Here is a 13,820-nt window from a genome sequence, read left to right on the forward strand (position 1 = left end):
GGGAATTCCGATGTTTCATCGATTGATCGGCTTGCTCGCCGTCCTGGGCGCGCTGGCCTTCGGGAGCGCCGCGGCGGCGCAAACCGTGACCGAACGGCCCGTGGCGGGTTTCCCGCACGCGGTTCTCTATACCGTGGGCGAGGTCCCGAAGCCGGTGGTGGTCATCCTCCACGGCGCGGACGGCAATGACGAGGCCAGCACCCGCTTCGGCCCCATCCTGGCCCGCATGGGCTACGCCGCCGTCGGCCTGCCCTACTATTCGCCGAACTGGGGCGAGTACGGCCCGCCGCCGAAATTCCCCGACCTGCCGGGAAGCTTCATCGACATCCGCGTCGACCAGCTCGCCGATCTGCGCGAGGCCCTTCGCGGCATGCCCGGCGCCGACGTCGAACATTTCGGCCTGTTCGGCGCGTCCAAGGGCGCCGAGTTCGCCCTGATCGCCGCCAGCCGCTATCCGTGGATCGACAGCGTCGTCGCCTACGCTCCGACCGATGTGGTCTGGGAAGGCTGGGGTCTGGAGATGGTCGAGGCCGAGGGCACGCGTTCGTCCTTCTCCTTCGGCGGTCAGGCCCTGCCCTTCATGCCCTATCGCGGCTTCGTCGAAGGCCTTCTGGCCGGCCCCGCCGCCGACCTGCGCGCCATCCACGCCAACGGCCGCGCCGACCATCCCGAGAAGGAGGCCGCGGCCCGCATTCCGGCTGAAAACTATCCCGGCGCCCTGCTGCTGATCGCCGGCGGTAAGGACGCGCAGTGGGATTCGTCGACCGCGGTCGCCAACATCGTCCGTTCACGGACGGCGGCGGGTCTGCAGACGACCGCGCTCGTCTATCCGGACGCCGGCCACGACCTTGTCGGCGACGGCGGCGTGCGTCAGGCGAACCGCAGCGGCGGGACGCCGGAGGCCGATGCGGCCGCCCGCCAGGACGCCTGGCCTCAGGTCGTCGCCTTCATGGCCCGGACGCTCAACTAGCGCCCGCCGGCTCTCAGGAAGGCGGCGCGGGCCGCCGCGAAACGCGAGGGGGTCAGTCCGCGCAGGCTGGACTGGCCCTTTCGCTTCAACCCCGCATCCTGCCCCTTGGACCAGGCCACGCCGGCCTCGATGGCGACGCCCTGGGCGATGTCCACCACCTGCACCTGGGGCGGCAGGGCCAGCTTGCGGTCCAGGCGCACCTTCAGCCCCGCGCCCGACACGTCCATGATCTGGCAGGGCATCTCCAGTCCGGGCGCGACGACGATCCCGCGCGCATTGGCGGGCGAGCGCGGTTCAAAGCGGCGGTCCTGCGAACTCATGCGGACACCGTGACCGGCAATCGGTTTCGATCCAGTTTCACGGTGACGTCCGCCATCACGCCGCCCGCGATCATCTGTCGGGTCAGCCGCTCGAAAGACTGGATGAAATCCGCGATCCGGGCGCGTTCTGCTCCGGTGAGCGCCCGGCCCCGCAATGTCTCTTCCTGCTCGCAGCGCCAGTCCAGGACCACCTCGAATCCCGGCGCCTGCAAGAAGAGGCGCGCGTCCAGCTGTTCGGCCATCGTCCGATAGAGCCCGCCCGCGAAGTCGTTGACGGACCTGCGCCAGACGCCGTCCGGATCCTGATCCCGTTCGAGCGGGTTCAGCGGCTCGATTAAGGCGGCGGCGTCCTGGGCGACCGCGCCGAGGCACCAGCCGTCGATCAGGATCGCCGTCGGCCGTCCCCTGAAACGCATCCAGTCCTGTTCGGGCGCGCGCTCGTCCGCCAGTTTGTCGAAGGCCGGGATCAAGGTGGTGTCGTCCGGGCCGGCCGCCGACAGCGTCGCCACCGTCCGTTCCAGCAGCTTCAGGTCGTGGGTCCCGGGCGGCCCCCGGACGGCGAACAGGGGGTGGACCTTCCGCGCCAGGGCCTCGCGTTCGGCCTTGGTCAGATAGACGTAGTCCAGCGAGATTTGCACGGCCCCGAAAGCCTCCGCCGCGGCTCGCGCCAGCGTCGTCTTGCCCGAGCCCTGTGATCCGGCGATCCCGATCAGGGGCGGACGATCCTTCGGTCCGGCGGCGATCAGGCCGCCGATCAGCGCGACCAGATCGGGCCGGGCGTCGGTCAGTGCTGGTTTTCCGGCAGCCGGACGATCAGACCGTCAAGATCGTCCGATACACGGATCTGGCAAGACAGGCGGCTGTTCGGCTGGACGTTATCGGCGAAGTCCAGCATCGACTCCTCCATCGCCGACGCCCGCCCCGTTTCGGCGGCGAAGGCTTCGTCGACATAGACGTGGCAGGTGGCGCAGGCGCAGGCCCCGCCACAGTCGGCGTCGATCCCCGGCACATTGTTCCGGATCGCGCCCTCCATGACGCTGAGGCCGTTCTTAACCTCGACGACGTGCTCGCGGCCGTCGTGCTCGATGTAGGTGATCTTCGCCATCAGGCGGGGATTACGGGACCCGCGAGGCTGCGGCAAGAGGGCCGCTGGCGCACCCGATCCGGCAGGCGCAGTCTGAAGCCGAACACTGATCGGGGAGGGCGAGGATGTTATTTCACGTTCTGGAGCGGGGGCTGGCGCGTTTTCTTCTCGGCCTGCCGTTGGCGGCCCTGCTGGCCGTCGCCGGCGCGGCGTCCTGCGTCGGCGTCTGGCTGGTGCTGTTGAACCTGTCCCCTCCCGGTTCGTACGGCATGCCAGTGGCTCTGGCGGTGTCGGGGATCGCATGGATCGTGTTCGCCCACGCCTGGGTCGCGCTGTTCCTGACCGCCTGGCATCTGCGCCGCCAGACGCCGAACTTCACCTGGCGCGGGGCGGTCGTGAAGACGACCGGCTGGGCGGCGGTCTCGACGGTGGTCCTGGCGCTGATTCCGCTGGGCCTGATATTCGCGCAATCCCTGCTCAAGCAGACGCATCTGCTCGCCCACTCGCAAGGCCAGGAGGTGCGCCTGCTGGGCGACTGGGTCGTCTACTCCCAGTCCGCCGGAGGCGTGACGGTCTTCGGACTGGCGGCGGGCTGGTTGATGTGGACGGTCCTCTGGGTCGTGCTGTGCCTCACCCGGCTGCCGGCGCGGCTGGCGCTGGGCCGGGCGACGCCGCGCCGACGCCTGTGGGGGTCGTTGCTGATCGCCATGACCCCATGGCTGGGCGCGATCATGCTGACGGGTTTTCCGGCGCAGGCCTGCCGCGGCGAATGCTGGGGGGTCATGGAGGGCGGGTTGTTCATGCTGCCGATCACGGCGATGCATTTCTTCCTGATCACGGTCAGTCTTGCGGCGGTGACCGCGGCCGAAGCGATTCAGGCCGGGAAGGCCGAGGCCGCGACATAGACCCAGGCGGTCTCCCCCGAAGCCAGCCGGACGCTGACGCGGCGATAGTCGTCGACCTCATAGGCGTCGGCGGCGGCCAATTCGGCAGAGGTGATGCGGAAAACCGTCCCGGGCACGCGATCGGCGGCGTCGGCGCTGGGCCGCACGATCGGATGGCGGTTCGATCCGCTTTCGGCGATCACCTCGGGATCGGTGATCTCCACCCAGTCAGTCCGGAACCCCGGCAGGGCGTCCGGCGCACCGTCGAGCCTGCGGCCGAAATTGGCCAGCTGGACCGCCGGGTCCTGAAGCGTCCCATAGGAGAACAGCAGGACCGCGGCGTCGGACGCCATGGCCTCAGGCGGCCGCTTCTGTCTTCTTGCGCGACGGCGCGACCATCAGCTTCTTGGTCTTGGCGATGGCCTCGGCCGGGTTCAGCCCCTTCGGGCAGACCTGGGCGCAGTTCATGATCGTGTGGCAGCGGTAGAGCTTGAACGGGTCCTCGAGGTCGTCGAGGCGCTTGTCCGTTGCGTCATCGCGGCTGTCGGCGATCCAGCGGTAGGACTGCAGCAGGGCCGCCGGGCCCAGGTACTCTTCCTGGTTCCACCAGTAGCTGGGGCAGGACGTCGAGCAGCAGGCGCACAGGATGCATTCGTACAGGCCGTCCAGCTTGGCGCGGTCTTCCGGCGACTGCAGGCGCTCCTTCTCCGGGTCCGGTTCGTCGGACTGGAGGTAGGGCTGGATCGAGTCGTACTGGGCGTAGAACAGGCTCAGGTCCGTCACCAGGTCCTTGATCACCGGCTGGTGCGGCAGCGGGCCGATCGAGATGGTGTTGGACGCGCACTCGTCCATGCCCTTGGTGCAGGCCAGCGCGTTGCGCCCGTCGATGGTCATCGAGCAGGAGCCGCAGATGCCCTCGCGGCACGATCGGCGGAAGGCAAGGGTCGGGTCGATCTCGTTCTTGATGTGGATCAGGGCGTCCAGCAGCATGGGGCCGTGCTCGTCGGCCGAGACCTCGTAGACGTCCCAGCGCGGGTCGGCGTCGACCTCGGGGTCGTAGCGATAGACCTTGTAGGTCTTGACGTTGGTCGCGCCGGCCGGAGCCTTGTGGACCTTGCCGGCCGTGGGCTTGGAGCCGCGGGGGAGAGTGAGTTGGACCATGTTCAGTAAACCCGCGCCTTGGGCTCGATGTACGAGACATCGTCCGACATCGTGTAATTGTGCACCGGACGGTAGTCGATCTTGGTCTGGTCGCCCGGCGTCTTCCAGGCGAGCGTGTGCTTCATCCAGTTGACGTCGTCGCGGTTCGGATAGTCCTCGCGGGCGTGGGCGCCGCGCGATTCCGTCCGGTTCAGGGCGCCCTCGATGGTGACCAGGGCCTGATCGATCAGGTTGTCGTATTCGAGGGTCTCGACCAGGTCGGTGTTCCAGATCAGGCCGCGGTCGGTGGTCTTGATGTCCGCGCCGCGGGCGTGGATGTCGCGCAGCTTGGCGACGCCCTCTTCCAGGGTCTTGCCGGTGCGGAACACGGCGGCGTCCGACTGCATGGCGCGCTGCATCTCGATGCGCAACTTGGCGGTCGGGGTCGAGCCGTCGGCGAAGCGGAAGCGGTCCAGGCGGGCCAGGTGGCCGTCGGTCGAGGCTGCGGGAGCATCGGGCACGGCGCCGGCCTTGTCGACGATCTCGCCGGTGCGCAGGCCGGCGGCGCGGCCGAACACCACCAGGTCGGTCAGGGAGTTGGAGCCCAGGCGGTTGGCGCCGTGCACCGAGACGCAGGCCGCCTCGCCGACGGCCATCAGGCCCGGAACCACGCTGTCGGGGTTGCCGTCGCGCAGGGTCAGGACCTCGCCGTGATAGTTCGTCGGGATGCCGCCCATGTTGTAGTGGACGGTCGGCAGGACCGGGATCGGCTCCTTGGTCACGTCGACGCCGGCGAAGATCTTGGCCGATTCCGAAATGCCCGGCAGGCGCTCGTGCAGGATGGCCGGATCCAGGTGATCCAGGTGCAGGAAGATGTGGTCCTTCTTCGGACCCACGCCGCGGCCTTCGCGGATCTCGATGGTCATGGAGCGGCTGACCATGTCGCGCGGGGCCAGGTCCTTCACGGTCGGCGCATAGCGCTCCATGAAGCGCTCGCCTTCCGAGTTGGTCAGGTAGCCGCCCTCGCCGCGGGCGCCCTCGGTGATCAGGCAGCCGGCGCCGTAGATGCCGGTCGGGTGGAACTGCACGAACTCCATGTCCTGCAGCGGCAGGCCGGCGCGCAGCACCATGGCGTTGCCGTCGCCGGTGCAGGTGTGGGCCGAGGTGGCCGAGAAGTAGGCGCGGCCGTAACCGCCGGTGGCCAGGATCACCATCTTGGCGCGGAAGCGGTGCAGGGTGCCGTCGTCCAGCTTCAGCGCCGTCAGGCCGGTGCAGACGCCGTCCTGCATGATCAGGTCCAGGCCGAAATACTCGACGAAGAACTCGACCTCGCGACGGACCGACTGGCCGTACAGGGTGTGCAGGATGGCGTGGCCGGTGCGGTCGGCGGCGGCGCAGGTGCGCTGCACCGGGCCCTCGCCGTAGTTGCGGGTCATGCCGCCGAAGGCGCGCTGGTAGATGCGGCCGTCATCGGTCCGGCTGAAGGGCACGCCCCAGTGTTCCAGCTCGTAGACCGCCTTGGGGGCCTCGCGGACCAGGTATTCGATGGCGTCCTGGTCGCCCAGCCAGTCCGACCCCTTGACGGTGTCGTACATGTGCCATTTCCACGAGTCCTCGCCCATGTTGCCCAGGCTGGCGGAGATGCCGCCCTGGGCCGCGACGGTGTGGCTCCGCGTGGGGAAGACCTTGGTCACGCAGGCGACCTTCAGGCCCTGCTGGGCGGCGCCCAGCGCGGCGCGAAGGCCCGAGCCCCCGGCGCCCAGGACCACCACGTCATAGGCGTGATCGATGAATTCGTAAGCAGCCGCCACCGATCAGGCTCCGATACCAGCCGGCAGCGGGGCCGAACCCAGCGCCAGGCGCACGATGAAGAAGACACTGGCCGCGGCCAGAGCCAGGAAGACGAGGTTCAGACCGCCGATCGCCAGGGTCTTGGCCAGCGGTTTGTGGATGTAGTCCTCGATGATGACCTTCCACGCCAGGCTGGCGAAGAGGAACAGCGTCAGCAGGGTGAGGATCAGCAGACCCGCGTTCAGCGGACTGGCGAACCAGGCCAGCAGATCGTCATAGCCGGCGCCGGCCAGGGTGAAGACGCTCGAGACGACCCACAGACCCAGCGGCATCAGCAGCGCCAGGGCGACCCGCTCGGTCAGCCACTCGCCGGCGCCGTGGCGCTCGGAGATCTTGACGTGGTTCTTGAACTTGGCCGGACCGCTCACAGCGAGACCCTCCCGGTGGCGAACAGCAGGACCCAGAACAGCACGGCCAGCGGGATCGGCCCCCAGACGGCGATGTTCGACAGCAGGTTGGCCGACTTCAGGGTCAGGCCGTTGCCGGTGTCGTTGAACAGGTGGCGCGCGCCGTTCAGCAGGAAGGAGAACAGCACCACCGTCAGGCCGAAGCCGATGAACAGGCCGAACGGCGAGCCCAGCAGGGCCGCCGCCCCGGCGTAGCTTTCCGGCCCGCAGGCCAGGGCGGCCAGCCAAGCCACCGCGATCGCCGCGCCGACGCTGATCGCGCCGATGGTGACGCGGAACAGGATCGAGGCCGTCATGGTGACGTGCCAGCGCCAGATCTGGAGGTGGGGAGACAGCGGACGGATGCGGCCATTGGGCTGACGCACGAAACGGCCGGTGGGATCGGTCACCGGAGCGTTGGAGGCGTCGCCCGGCAGAGGGGAGCTCGACATATTGCGAATGGTTCTCAAAAACCTGAGCGAAATCAGGCGCTCGAAATCGGTGAACTGGCTTTAGTCAGCCGTGACGGGGGGGTCAACGCGGCCAAGGTCGAGTTGCGCTCGCAGACGCGTGATCGGGGTGCGCGGCGCCCATCACGATTTCGCGTGTGGCGCTTCTGCACTAGGCGCGGCGGTCCGCGCACGGCAGCTTCCCTTCATGTCGGGGTTCATCCTTCTCGCCTTCGCGGGCGCGTTGCTGCAGCAGTCCGCGCCGCATCCGTCCACGCTGGCGCAATATTCGGCGCCGGCGATCCGGCCGTTCGAGCCGGCGTCCGACTTTGGTCGCGAACGGGCCCAGGGGGACGCCGAGACCGAGGCGCATCGCCGCCCGCTGGAAACGCCGGTCTCGGTCGAGGCCTATGTCCGTTCCTATGAGTATTCGCCGGGCGACACCGAGGCGGCCTATGACCAGGGCGTGGCCGCGGCGGAAATCCGCGTCGACCAGAGCGCCGGCGCCATGGACGGCCGCTGGCGGGTTTCAGACGATCAGGGCCGGGTCCTTTTCGGTCTGGTGCTGAATGACGACGGTCGAGGTCCGGTCGAGGGCGGCTGGCGCGGCGCCTCGGGCGCGGGCGTGGCCACGGTGGACGGCGGGATGGTGACGCTGGACGGACTGGGCGCGCTGACGCTGGAGCCCGCCGGTCGCGATTGGCATGGGACGCTGACCGAGGGCGGCCGCACCCGGACCGTGACGGTCAGTCGGGTGAACTGAGCCTGAGCCGCGATACGGCGGCCTGCAGACCGGGCGCCCCATAGGGAAGCGCCGCGCCGCGGCCCCAGACGGGATCGGGCCACAGGGCGTCATCATGGCGACGGCCGATGACATGCACATGCAGCTGGGCCGTGACGTTGCCGAGCGCGCCGACGTTCAGCTTCTGCACCGGCCGACCCGCGGCCTCGCCCAGCAGTCGCACCGCCTCTCCCGCCTTCAGGATCTCGTCCATCAGGACGGCCCGGTCGCCCGCGTCGAGGTCTTCCAGCTCATGCAGGCCCGTCCTGCGCGGGATCAGGATCAGCCACGGAAAGCGCGTGTCGTCCTGCAGCCGCAGCTGGCACAGCGGCCAGTCGAGCACGATGACGGAGCCGGCGTCGAAGGCGGGATCGGCCTTGAAGGAAACGGTCATGACGCCTCGGTCGCCCGTCGCGGCCGAGGCGTCAAGCGGAACGCCTAGACCATTTTTGCTTCAGGTCGGATCGACCTGAATCCAAAAAATGGTCCAGCATCAAACTAGAGCGAAATCTGAGCCGAGTTGGACTGCGTCCAACTCGACCGATTTCGCTCTAGTTCAATGCATAGACGACGCAGGCGCGGTCGGTCAGTTCGCGCAGCGGCGGCTGGAGCGCGAGGCGGGCCGCTTCGATCTGCGCCTCGCTGGGAGCTTCGCCCGGAGGGGGCGGCGGCGGCGGCGACGGTGCATAGGCCGCCCGGGCTCCGGTCACCATCATGTCGCTGCTGACGCTGGTGACCTGCTCTTCGCTCCCTCCGTAGGACGGCCAGCCGGCGAGAACGTCCGTTTCGCAGGCACGCCCCGTTGGATCGATGACCTGCACCCGCCCCAGCGTGGCTCCGGCGTTGGTGGCGGCTTCCCGGGCCCGGCGGGCGGCGTCCTTCACGGCTTCGGCCTGCAGCCAGGTCTTCACCGCATTGTCGGGGTCCAGGCCGAAGCCGACGGCGCTGACCGAGGTCGGCTGCGAGGCCGTGACGGTCGCGTAGACCCGTTCCAGCACGGCGACATTCCGTATGGTCACCGACACCGAGGCGTCGGATTGATAGCGGGCGATGCGATCAGCGCGGACATTGTCGCGCATGACGCCGTTCTCATCGCGATACTGGTCGTAGATGGGCCGGGTGGTGATGGTCGTTTCGACCCGGACGGTGTCGGCTCCGTAGGCGCCCAGCGCCTGGCTGAGGGCGCGAACCTGATCCGCCGCCTTGCGGGAGGCCTCCGCCGCGGTGCGTTCCACCGACTGGAAGGTCGCGCCGAAACTGGCGCGATTGGCCTGCACTTCGGTTCGCACATAGCCGACCGAGGCGATGACCGGATCGCGCATCCACCAGGGCGCCGGCACATAGCGGTCGCCGATCGAGGCGGGCGGCGTCTGGGCGAGGGCGACCGTGGGCGCGACGGTCGGAGCGAGGCTGGCGAAGGTGAGGAGGACGGCGGTCAGGCGGCGCATTCGAAAACTCCCTGCTAGGCCCTGACCTGACCCTCGAAACCGATCCGGGTAAAGGGGCGGCCGGCAATCGTCAGGCTCCGTCAGGGTCTATGCTGACCATAGAAATTATCTATCGATCATTCGGTTCGACAATCATTGACTTTGTGCAGTGCACACGGCATTTCGCGGCTGCGGCGCCGCTCCCCCGGCGCTCCGGATTTCCATTCCCCAAGAGTCTTCAGGAGAACAGCAATGCTGGGCGTCGGTCAAAAACTGCCGGAATTCAAGATCATCGGCGTGAAGCCGGGCTTCAACAGCCACGAAGAAGGCGGCGTCTCGGCCTTCGAGCCGATCACCAACGAGAGCTTCGAAGGCAAGTGGAAGGTCATCTTCTTCTACCCGAAGGACTTCACCTTCGTGTGCCCGACCGAGATCGCCGAATTCGCCAAGCTCGGTAAGGACTTCGCCGACCGCGACACCATCGTCCTGGGCGGCTCGACCGACAACGAATTCGTCAAGCTGGCCTGGCGCCGCGACCACGCCGACCTGAACGCCCTGCCGATCTGGCAGTTCGCCGACAACGGCGGCAAGTTCGCCCGCGAACTGGGCGTCCTGAACGAGGAAGAGGGCGTCGCCCTGCGCGCCACCTTTGTGGTCGATCCGCACAACGTCGTGCAGCACGTCTACGTCACCAACCTGAACGTCGGCCGTGCGCCGGCGGACACCCTGCGCGTCGTCGATGCGCTGCAGACCGACGAGCTGTGCGCCTGCAACCGCCCGGTGGGCGGCGAGACCCTGGCGGCGTAACTGTAGCGTCAGTGTTTCCCTGACAGGCGGCGGCGAAAGTCGCCGCCTGTTTCGTTTTGTGAACGCGCCGGGCCCTTGGCCCATCGGAGCGCGACCACACATGAGGGGCCTGTCCGGCCGTCGGCGCGGATAGCGGACCTCACCTCCAGGAAGGACCCCAAACCATGTCGATCGACGCCCTGCGCGACCTCATTCCCGCCTACGGCAAGGATATCTCGCTGAACCTGTCGTCTCTGGCTGCCGAGACGGTGCTGAACGACCAGCAGAAATGGGGCTGCTTCCTGGCCTCGGCTCACGCCATCGGCGTGGCGCCGGTGGTCAAGGCGATCGAGGCCCAGGCGGCCACGATCCTGTCGCCCGAGGCGATGAACGCGGCCAAGGCCGCCGCCGCCATCATGGGCATGAACAACATCTACTATCGCGCCCTGCACCTGATGAAGAACCAGGAGTACACGACCCTCCCGGCCAAGCTGCGGATGAACGTCATCGGCAATCCGGGCGTCGACAAGATGGACTTCGAGCTGTGGTCGACCGCTGTCTCGGCCATCAACGGCTGCGGCGCCTGTCTGGACGCCCACGAGGGCGAGCTGCGCAAGCACAACGTGCCCAACACCCAGGTCCAGGCCGCCCTGCGCATCGGCGCGGTGGTTCACGCCGCCAGCCGCATCGTCGCATCGGAAACGGCGCTGGCTTAAGGCTCGGCAATGACGGGGGCGGCCCAGTCCGTCCCCTTCAGCGCGGCGGCGTAGGTCCGGCTGACCGGCGCCGTCGCCCCGTCCGACAGGACCAGCTCGCCCCGCCCGCTCTTCCAGCGCGCGGTCTCGACGCCGGTCCGCGCCACCCACCACGAGCGATGGGTGCGGAACCCGTCACAGGCGCCCAGTGAGTCCAGGGCGTCGCCGAACCGCATCAGCACCAGATCGGATCCGGCCTCGGTGCGGATGCGCAGATAGTGGTCCTCCGCCTCGACCGCGATGAGGCGCGCGCGCGCCAGTCGCGGCGAAAGCTTGGTTCGAATGGCCGGAGGCGCGGCCCCGTCGGAGACGGGCGCGGGGGTGTGCTTGAACGCCGCGCGGGCCAGCCACGCCAGGCCGACGACGGCGATATTGACCGTCAGCACGCTGGGCATGCCCCAGACCAGCTTTCCGAGCTGGAAAGGCGCCTCCCACAGGATCACAGGCAGGATCGCCACCCACAGGGTGATTGGCGGCGTCATGGCGATCAGCTGGGTCAGGGCGAACAGACGCGGTCGTCCGGGAACCCGGCGCGCGACCCACGGTTCGATCACCGCCGCGATGACGCCGCCGCCGACAAGGGCGAACTCCCAGAACAGGTAGCGTTGCAGCGTCGGGATATCTTCTGAATCGAACGCCGAGATGGCGGCGAGGAACCAGCCGAGCAGCATCAGGCCGATCAGCTCGACAATCCCCGAGCGGCCGATGCGCAGACGACGCATGCCCTGTTTCACGCCCTCGGTCGTCACGCCCTGCTCCGTTCACGAAGCGGATCGGGCCGTTCGCGAAATCAAGGCTGACACGCCCGGTGCGGGCGTTTCAAGCGGGCTGCATGTTTTCCTGGAGATCCCTCATGCAGCGCGTGGCGACGACGACCCTGTTCGGCCTGCTGGCCCTGATGTGCCTCGCGGTCGCCCTGTTCAGCGCTCGCTTCCTGTTGCCGTCGCCGATCATGGCGGAATCGATGGCGCCGCACCTGCAGGCCCGGCCGATCATCTTTCTGGCCCATGTGGCGGGCGGGGTGACGGCGCTGGCCCTGGGCGCCTTCCAGCTGGTCACCTGGCGTGGGCCGCGGCGGGCATGGCACCGCATGGCGGGCCGGGTCTATGTGGTCGCCTGCCTGGTCGGCGCCCTCGCCGGCCTCGGCCTGGCCTTGACGACGTCGGCGGGGCCGATCGCCGGCCTGGGCTTCGGCCTGCTGGCGGTGGTCTGGTTCGCGACCACGACGCTGGCGTGGCGCAAGGCCGTGGCGGGCGACTTCGCCCAGCACCGGCGCTGGATGATCCGCAGCCTGGCCCTGACCTTCGCGGCGGTGACACTCAGGATCATGATCCCGCTGTCGATGATCAACGGGCTGGATTTCGCGATCGCCTATCCGGCCATCGCCTTCCTGTGCTGGATCCCGAACCTGATCGTGATCGAGCTGTGGCTCAGGCTATGGGGCTGGGAGGCTACGCCGCCGGGTCCTCAGGCCCGTAGTGAATGTACCGGGTGAAACGGTTGAACTGATCCTGCATGACCGCGTCCACGCCGTCGGCGTAGGCCCCCAGGCCGGGCCCGCGGACGACATAGGTCATCACGACCTCCCAGCCGGCCCCGCCCGCGCCCCCGGTCCAGCCGATGCCCCAGTTGGCCAGGGTGGCCTTGCCCTTGAGCGGCCCGAGAGCCGCGTCGATCAGCACCCCGGTCTCCGGATCATATTCATAGACGGCGCCGTGCTCGAACGTCGAACCGTCCGGCATGGCCTCGCAGAAGCAGGTCCCGGGATCGAGCGACAGGTGCAGGTTATGGGAATCACCGCTGTAGGTGTGGGCGGGGTTCCACCAGTTCCCGATGTCTTCGACCGAGGCGATCAGGTCATCCTGCGTGGTCTCCAGGGTCGATACATAACGCAGGACGAAATGGTCGGCGCTGCGTTCGACGACCTCGGCGGCGGCCGGAGTGGCGAACGCCAGGACGGCGACGGCGGCGAGCAGTGACTTGAGCATGATCAGTCCTCCCGCCGCTATCGGGCGACGAACAACGGTATCCGTCAAGTCACGGTTTGGCGTCAGGCGGAGGTGAAGGTCAGGGGCGCGCCCCAGAACTGGCTGACCAGTTCCGACTGCGGCCCGGCCTTGCCGGTGGTCAGGAAGTCGCGGCGGCCCGAACCGCCCAGCACATATTCCGGATGCCGCTCGAAATAGCGGTCCAGGGCGTCGGCCACGGCGGTCGGCTGGTGGATCAGCGAGGTCCCGGGCGGCAGGGCGGCGGCAAAGACCCCGGCCACGATCTCATAGTGGGTGCAGCCCAGGATGGCCTTGTCCGGATGACGGCCGATGCGACGGCGCAGGGCGTCGACGTGGTCACGGACAACGACTTCCAGCTCCTCGGTCGGAGCGCCCAGTTCGATCAGGCCGGCCAGGCCCGGGCAGGGCTCGGAGAAGACGGCCAGATCCTCGCGCCGCTTGTCGATCTCGATCTCATAGACCCGGCTCATGGCCGTGGCGGCGGTGCAGAAGACGCCGGTGATCTCAAGCGCCTCGATCTTGTCGCCCAGACGCTCGGCCTCATAGGTCCAAGGCAGGCCGGTGGCGGCCTCGATGGTCGGCACGATGATGCCCAGCACATTGACCGGACGGCCGTGACGCGCGCGCGCCTCCGGCACCCAGGTCTGCTGCAGGCGGCGCAGGGCGATGGCGCTGGCGGTGTTGCAGGCCAGGACGATGACGTTGGCCCCTGCCTCGAACAGGCGTTCGCAGCCCGCGCGGGTCAGGTCGACGATCTCCTCGCCGCCCCGGCCGCCGTACGGGGCGTTGGCCTGGTCCGCCAGATAGATGAAGTCCCGCCCGGGGAAGCGTCGGGTCAGTTCGCGGTGAACGGTCAGCCCGCCCACGCCGGAGTCGAAAACGCCAATGGCCATGGGGGCGCTTTAGCCGCGCGGCTCCGCGCCGTCCATGGCTGGAGGTTACAGGGCGTTCATGTGACAGTCCGCCCTCCCCGGGCCT

General features: G+C 68.4%; 19 protein-coding genes. 6 read left to right on the top strand and 13 right to left on the bottom strand.

The annotated features are described in order from the left end of the window. The first annotated feature begins 10 nt into the window (after positions 1–10). Positions 11–970 carry a dienelactone hydrolase family protein gene (locus AC1RRF_RS11505; RefSeq protein ID WP_492834595.1) on the top strand — a complete coding sequence of 320 codons (960 nt, stop codon included), beginning with the start codon at positions 11–13 and terminating at the stop codon, positions 968–970. On the opposite strand, the gene AC1RRF_RS11510 is transcribed toward AC1RRF_RS11505, so the two are convergent. The 3 genes from AC1RRF_RS11510 to AC1RRF_RS11520 all read right to left on the bottom strand — a co-directional run bounded on the left by AC1RRF_RS11510 (position 967) and on the right by AC1RRF_RS11520 (position 2,395). Beyond that, positions 967–1,290: a PilZ domain-containing protein gene (locus tag AC1RRF_RS11510; protein WP_492834597.1), complete on the bottom strand. Its 324-nt coding sequence runs from the start codon at positions 1,288–1,290 to the stop codon at positions 967–969. The genes AC1RRF_RS11505 and AC1RRF_RS11510 overlap by 4 nt on opposite strands. After that, complete coding sequence (locus AC1RRF_RS11515; protein ID WP_492834599.1) at positions 1,287–1,928, bottom strand: kinase; 642 nt, start codon at positions 1,926–1,928, stop codon at positions 1,287–1,289. Before AC1RRF_RS11515 ends, AC1RRF_RS11510 begins: the two co-directional genes overlap by 4 nt. Positions 1,929–2,074: 146 nt before the next feature. Continuing rightward, on the bottom strand, positions 2,075–2,395 hold the full coding sequence (locus AC1RRF_RS11520) for a 2Fe-2S iron-sulfur cluster-binding protein (protein WP_492834601.1): 321 nt from the start codon (positions 2,393–2,395) through the stop codon (positions 2,075–2,077). A 104-nt stretch (positions 2,396–2,499) separates the two neighbouring features. Here AC1RRF_RS11520 and AC1RRF_RS11525 point away from each other — a divergent pair, with 104 nt between their 5' ends. After that, positions 2,500–3,279 carry a hypothetical protein gene (locus tag AC1RRF_RS11525; protein WP_492834603.1) on the top strand — a complete coding sequence of 260 codons (780 nt, stop codon included), beginning with the start codon at positions 2,500–2,502 and terminating at the stop codon, positions 3,277–3,279. Here AC1RRF_RS11525 and AC1RRF_RS11530 read toward each other — a convergent pair. From AC1RRF_RS11530 to sdhC, 5 genes are read right to left on the bottom strand one after another with little or no spacing between them, the layout of a single operon-like run. After that, complete coding sequence (locus AC1RRF_RS11530) at positions 3,249–3,611, bottom strand: gamma-glutamylcyclotransferase family protein (protein ID WP_492834605.1); 363 nt, start codon at positions 3,609–3,611, stop codon at positions 3,249–3,251. The two genes, AC1RRF_RS11525 and AC1RRF_RS11530, sit on opposite strands and share 31 nt — an antisense overlap. A 4-nt stretch (positions 3,612–3,615) precedes the next feature. Then, a complete protein-coding gene (locus AC1RRF_RS11535) occupies positions 3,616–4,419 on the bottom strand; it encodes a succinate dehydrogenase iron-sulfur subunit (protein WP_492834607.1) in 804 nt (267 codons plus the stop codon). 2 nt (positions 4,420–4,421) lie between these two features. Next, positions 4,422–6,209, bottom strand: coding sequence for a succinate dehydrogenase flavoprotein subunit (gene sdhA / locus AC1RRF_RS11540; protein ID WP_492834609.1), 1,788 nt, complete (start codon positions 6,207–6,209; stop codon positions 4,422–4,424). A gap of 3 nt (positions 6,210–6,212) precedes the next feature. Continuing rightward, on the bottom strand, positions 6,213–6,617 hold the full coding sequence (gene sdhD / locus AC1RRF_RS11545; protein WP_291833488.1) for a succinate dehydrogenase, hydrophobic membrane anchor protein: 405 nt from the start codon (positions 6,615–6,617) through the stop codon (positions 6,213–6,215). Further along, the gene (gene sdhC / locus AC1RRF_RS11550) at positions 6,614–7,087 is read right to left on the bottom strand and encodes a succinate dehydrogenase, cytochrome b556 subunit (protein ID WP_492834611.1); all 474 of its coding nucleotides are present in this window, start codon (positions 7,085–7,087) and stop codon (positions 6,614–6,616) included. The genes sdhD and sdhC overlap by 4 nt, the downstream gene beginning before the upstream one ends. 205 nt (positions 7,088–7,292) lie before the next feature. Here sdhC and AC1RRF_RS11555 point away from each other — a divergent pair, with 205 nt between their 5' ends. Then, on the top strand, positions 7,293–7,847 hold the full coding sequence (locus tag AC1RRF_RS11555) for a hypothetical protein (RefSeq protein ID WP_492834613.1): 555 nt from the start codon (positions 7,293–7,295) through the stop codon (positions 7,845–7,847). Here the strand turns inward: AC1RRF_RS11555 and AC1RRF_RS11560 are convergent. Together AC1RRF_RS11560 and AC1RRF_RS11565 are read right to left on the bottom strand one after the other, a co-directional pair. Continuing rightward, the gene (locus AC1RRF_RS11560; protein WP_492834615.1) at positions 7,831–8,259 is read right to left on the bottom strand and encodes an HIT domain-containing protein; all 429 of its coding nucleotides are present in this window, start codon (positions 8,257–8,259) and stop codon (positions 7,831–7,833) included. The two genes, AC1RRF_RS11555 and AC1RRF_RS11560, sit on opposite strands and share 17 nt — an antisense overlap. 157 nt (positions 8,260–8,416) lie before the next feature. After that, positions 8,417–9,313, bottom strand: coding sequence for an SIMPL domain-containing protein (locus tag AC1RRF_RS11565; protein WP_492834617.1), 897 nt, complete (start codon positions 9,311–9,313; stop codon positions 8,417–8,419). 231 nt (positions 9,314–9,544) lie between these two features. Between AC1RRF_RS11565 and AC1RRF_RS11570 the strand changes: the two genes are divergently transcribed. Together AC1RRF_RS11570 and ahpD are read left to right on the top strand one after the other, a co-directional pair. After that, on the top strand, positions 9,545–10,099 hold the full coding sequence (locus tag AC1RRF_RS11570; RefSeq protein WP_291833476.1) for a peroxiredoxin: 555 nt from the start codon (positions 9,545–9,547) through the stop codon (positions 10,097–10,099). A gap of 164 nt (positions 10,100–10,263) precedes the next feature. Next, complete coding sequence (gene ahpD / locus AC1RRF_RS11575) at positions 10,264–10,794, top strand: alkylhydroperoxidase, AhpD family (RefSeq protein ID WP_492834619.1); 531 nt, start codon at positions 10,264–10,266, stop codon at positions 10,792–10,794. Here ahpD and AC1RRF_RS11580 read toward each other — a convergent pair. After that, positions 10,791–11,582, bottom strand: a complete 792-nt coding sequence (locus AC1RRF_RS11580; protein ID WP_492834621.1) for a LytTR family DNA-binding domain-containing protein — start codon at positions 11,580–11,582, stop codon at positions 10,791–10,793. The two genes, ahpD and AC1RRF_RS11580, sit on opposite strands and share 4 nt — an antisense overlap. Positions 11,583–11,686: 104 nt before the next feature. Here AC1RRF_RS11580 and AC1RRF_RS11585 point away from each other — a divergent pair, with 104 nt between their 5' ends. After that, complete coding sequence (locus AC1RRF_RS11585; RefSeq protein ID WP_492834623.1) at positions 11,687–12,328, top strand: DUF2306 domain-containing protein; 642 nt, start codon at positions 11,687–11,689, stop codon at positions 12,326–12,328. Here the strand turns inward: AC1RRF_RS11585 and AC1RRF_RS11590 are convergent. Continuing rightward, on the bottom strand, positions 12,285–12,821 hold the full coding sequence (locus AC1RRF_RS11590) for a hypothetical protein (RefSeq protein ID WP_492834625.1): 537 nt from the start codon (positions 12,819–12,821) through the stop codon (positions 12,285–12,287). The genes AC1RRF_RS11585 and AC1RRF_RS11590 overlap by 44 nt on opposite strands. A gap of 62 nt (positions 12,822–12,883) precedes the next feature. Beyond that, positions 12,884–13,735, bottom strand: coding sequence for a glutamate racemase (locus AC1RRF_RS11595; RefSeq protein ID WP_492834627.1), 852 nt, complete (start codon positions 13,733–13,735; stop codon positions 12,884–12,886). Positions 13,736–13,820 lie beyond the last annotated feature (85 nt).

The sequence above is a fragment of the Brevundimonas sp. GW821-FHT12C05 genome (assembly GCF_058807475.1).

What these genes read in the sequence shown, in the direction of transcription:
- AC1RRF_RS11505 (WP_492834595.1), top strand. Translation starts at nt 11, where the DNA reads ATGTTTCATCGATTGATCGGCTTGCTCGCCGTCCTGGGCGCGCTGGCC.
- AC1RRF_RS11510 (WP_492834597.1), bottom strand. Translation starts at nt 1,290, where the DNA reads ATGAGTTCGCAGGACCGCCGCTTTGAACCGCGCTCGCCCGCCAATGCG.
- AC1RRF_RS11520 (WP_492834601.1), bottom strand. Translation starts at nt 2,395, where the DNA reads ATGGCGAAGATCACCTACATCGAGCACGACGGCCGCGAGCACGTCGTC.
- AC1RRF_RS11525 (WP_492834603.1), top strand. Translation starts at nt 2,500, where the DNA reads ATGTTATTTCACGTTCTGGAGCGGGGGCTGGCGCGTTTTCTTCTCGGC.
- AC1RRF_RS11530 (WP_492834605.1), bottom strand. Translation starts at nt 3,611, where the DNA reads ATGGCGTCCGACGCCGCGGTCCTGCTGTTCTCCTATGGGACGCTTCAG.
- AC1RRF_RS11535 (WP_492834607.1), bottom strand. Translation starts at nt 4,419, where the DNA reads ATGGTCCAACTCACTCTCCCCCGCGGCTCCAAGCCCACGGCCGGCAAG.
- sdhC (WP_492834611.1), bottom strand. Translation starts at nt 7,087, where the DNA reads ATGTCGAGCTCCCCTCTGCCGGGCGACGCCTCCAACGCTCCGGTGACC.
- AC1RRF_RS11555 (WP_492834613.1), top strand. Translation starts at nt 7,293, where the DNA reads ATGTCGGGGTTCATCCTTCTCGCCTTCGCGGGCGCGTTGCTGCAGCAG.
- AC1RRF_RS11560 (WP_492834615.1), bottom strand. Translation starts at nt 8,259, where the DNA reads ATGACCGTTTCCTTCAAGGCCGATCCCGCCTTCGACGCCGGCTCCGTC.
- AC1RRF_RS11565 (WP_492834617.1), bottom strand. Translation starts at nt 9,313, where the DNA reads ATGCGCCGCCTGACCGCCGTCCTCCTCACCTTCGCCAGCCTCGCTCCG.
- AC1RRF_RS11570 (WP_291833476.1), top strand. Translation starts at nt 9,545, where the DNA reads ATGCTGGGCGTCGGTCAAAAACTGCCGGAATTCAAGATCATCGGCGTG.
- ahpD (WP_492834619.1), top strand. Translation starts at nt 10,264, where the DNA reads ATGTCGATCGACGCCCTGCGCGACCTCATTCCCGCCTACGGCAAGGAT.
- AC1RRF_RS11585 (WP_492834623.1), top strand. Translation starts at nt 11,687, where the DNA reads ATGCAGCGCGTGGCGACGACGACCCTGTTCGGCCTGCTGGCCCTGATG.
- AC1RRF_RS11590 (WP_492834625.1), bottom strand. Translation starts at nt 12,821, where the DNA reads ATGCTCAAGTCACTGCTCGCCGCCGTCGCCGTCCTGGCGTTCGCCACT.
- AC1RRF_RS11595 (WP_492834627.1), bottom strand. Translation starts at nt 13,735, where the DNA reads ATGGCCATTGGCGTTTTCGACTCCGGCGTGGGCGGGCTGACCGTTCAC.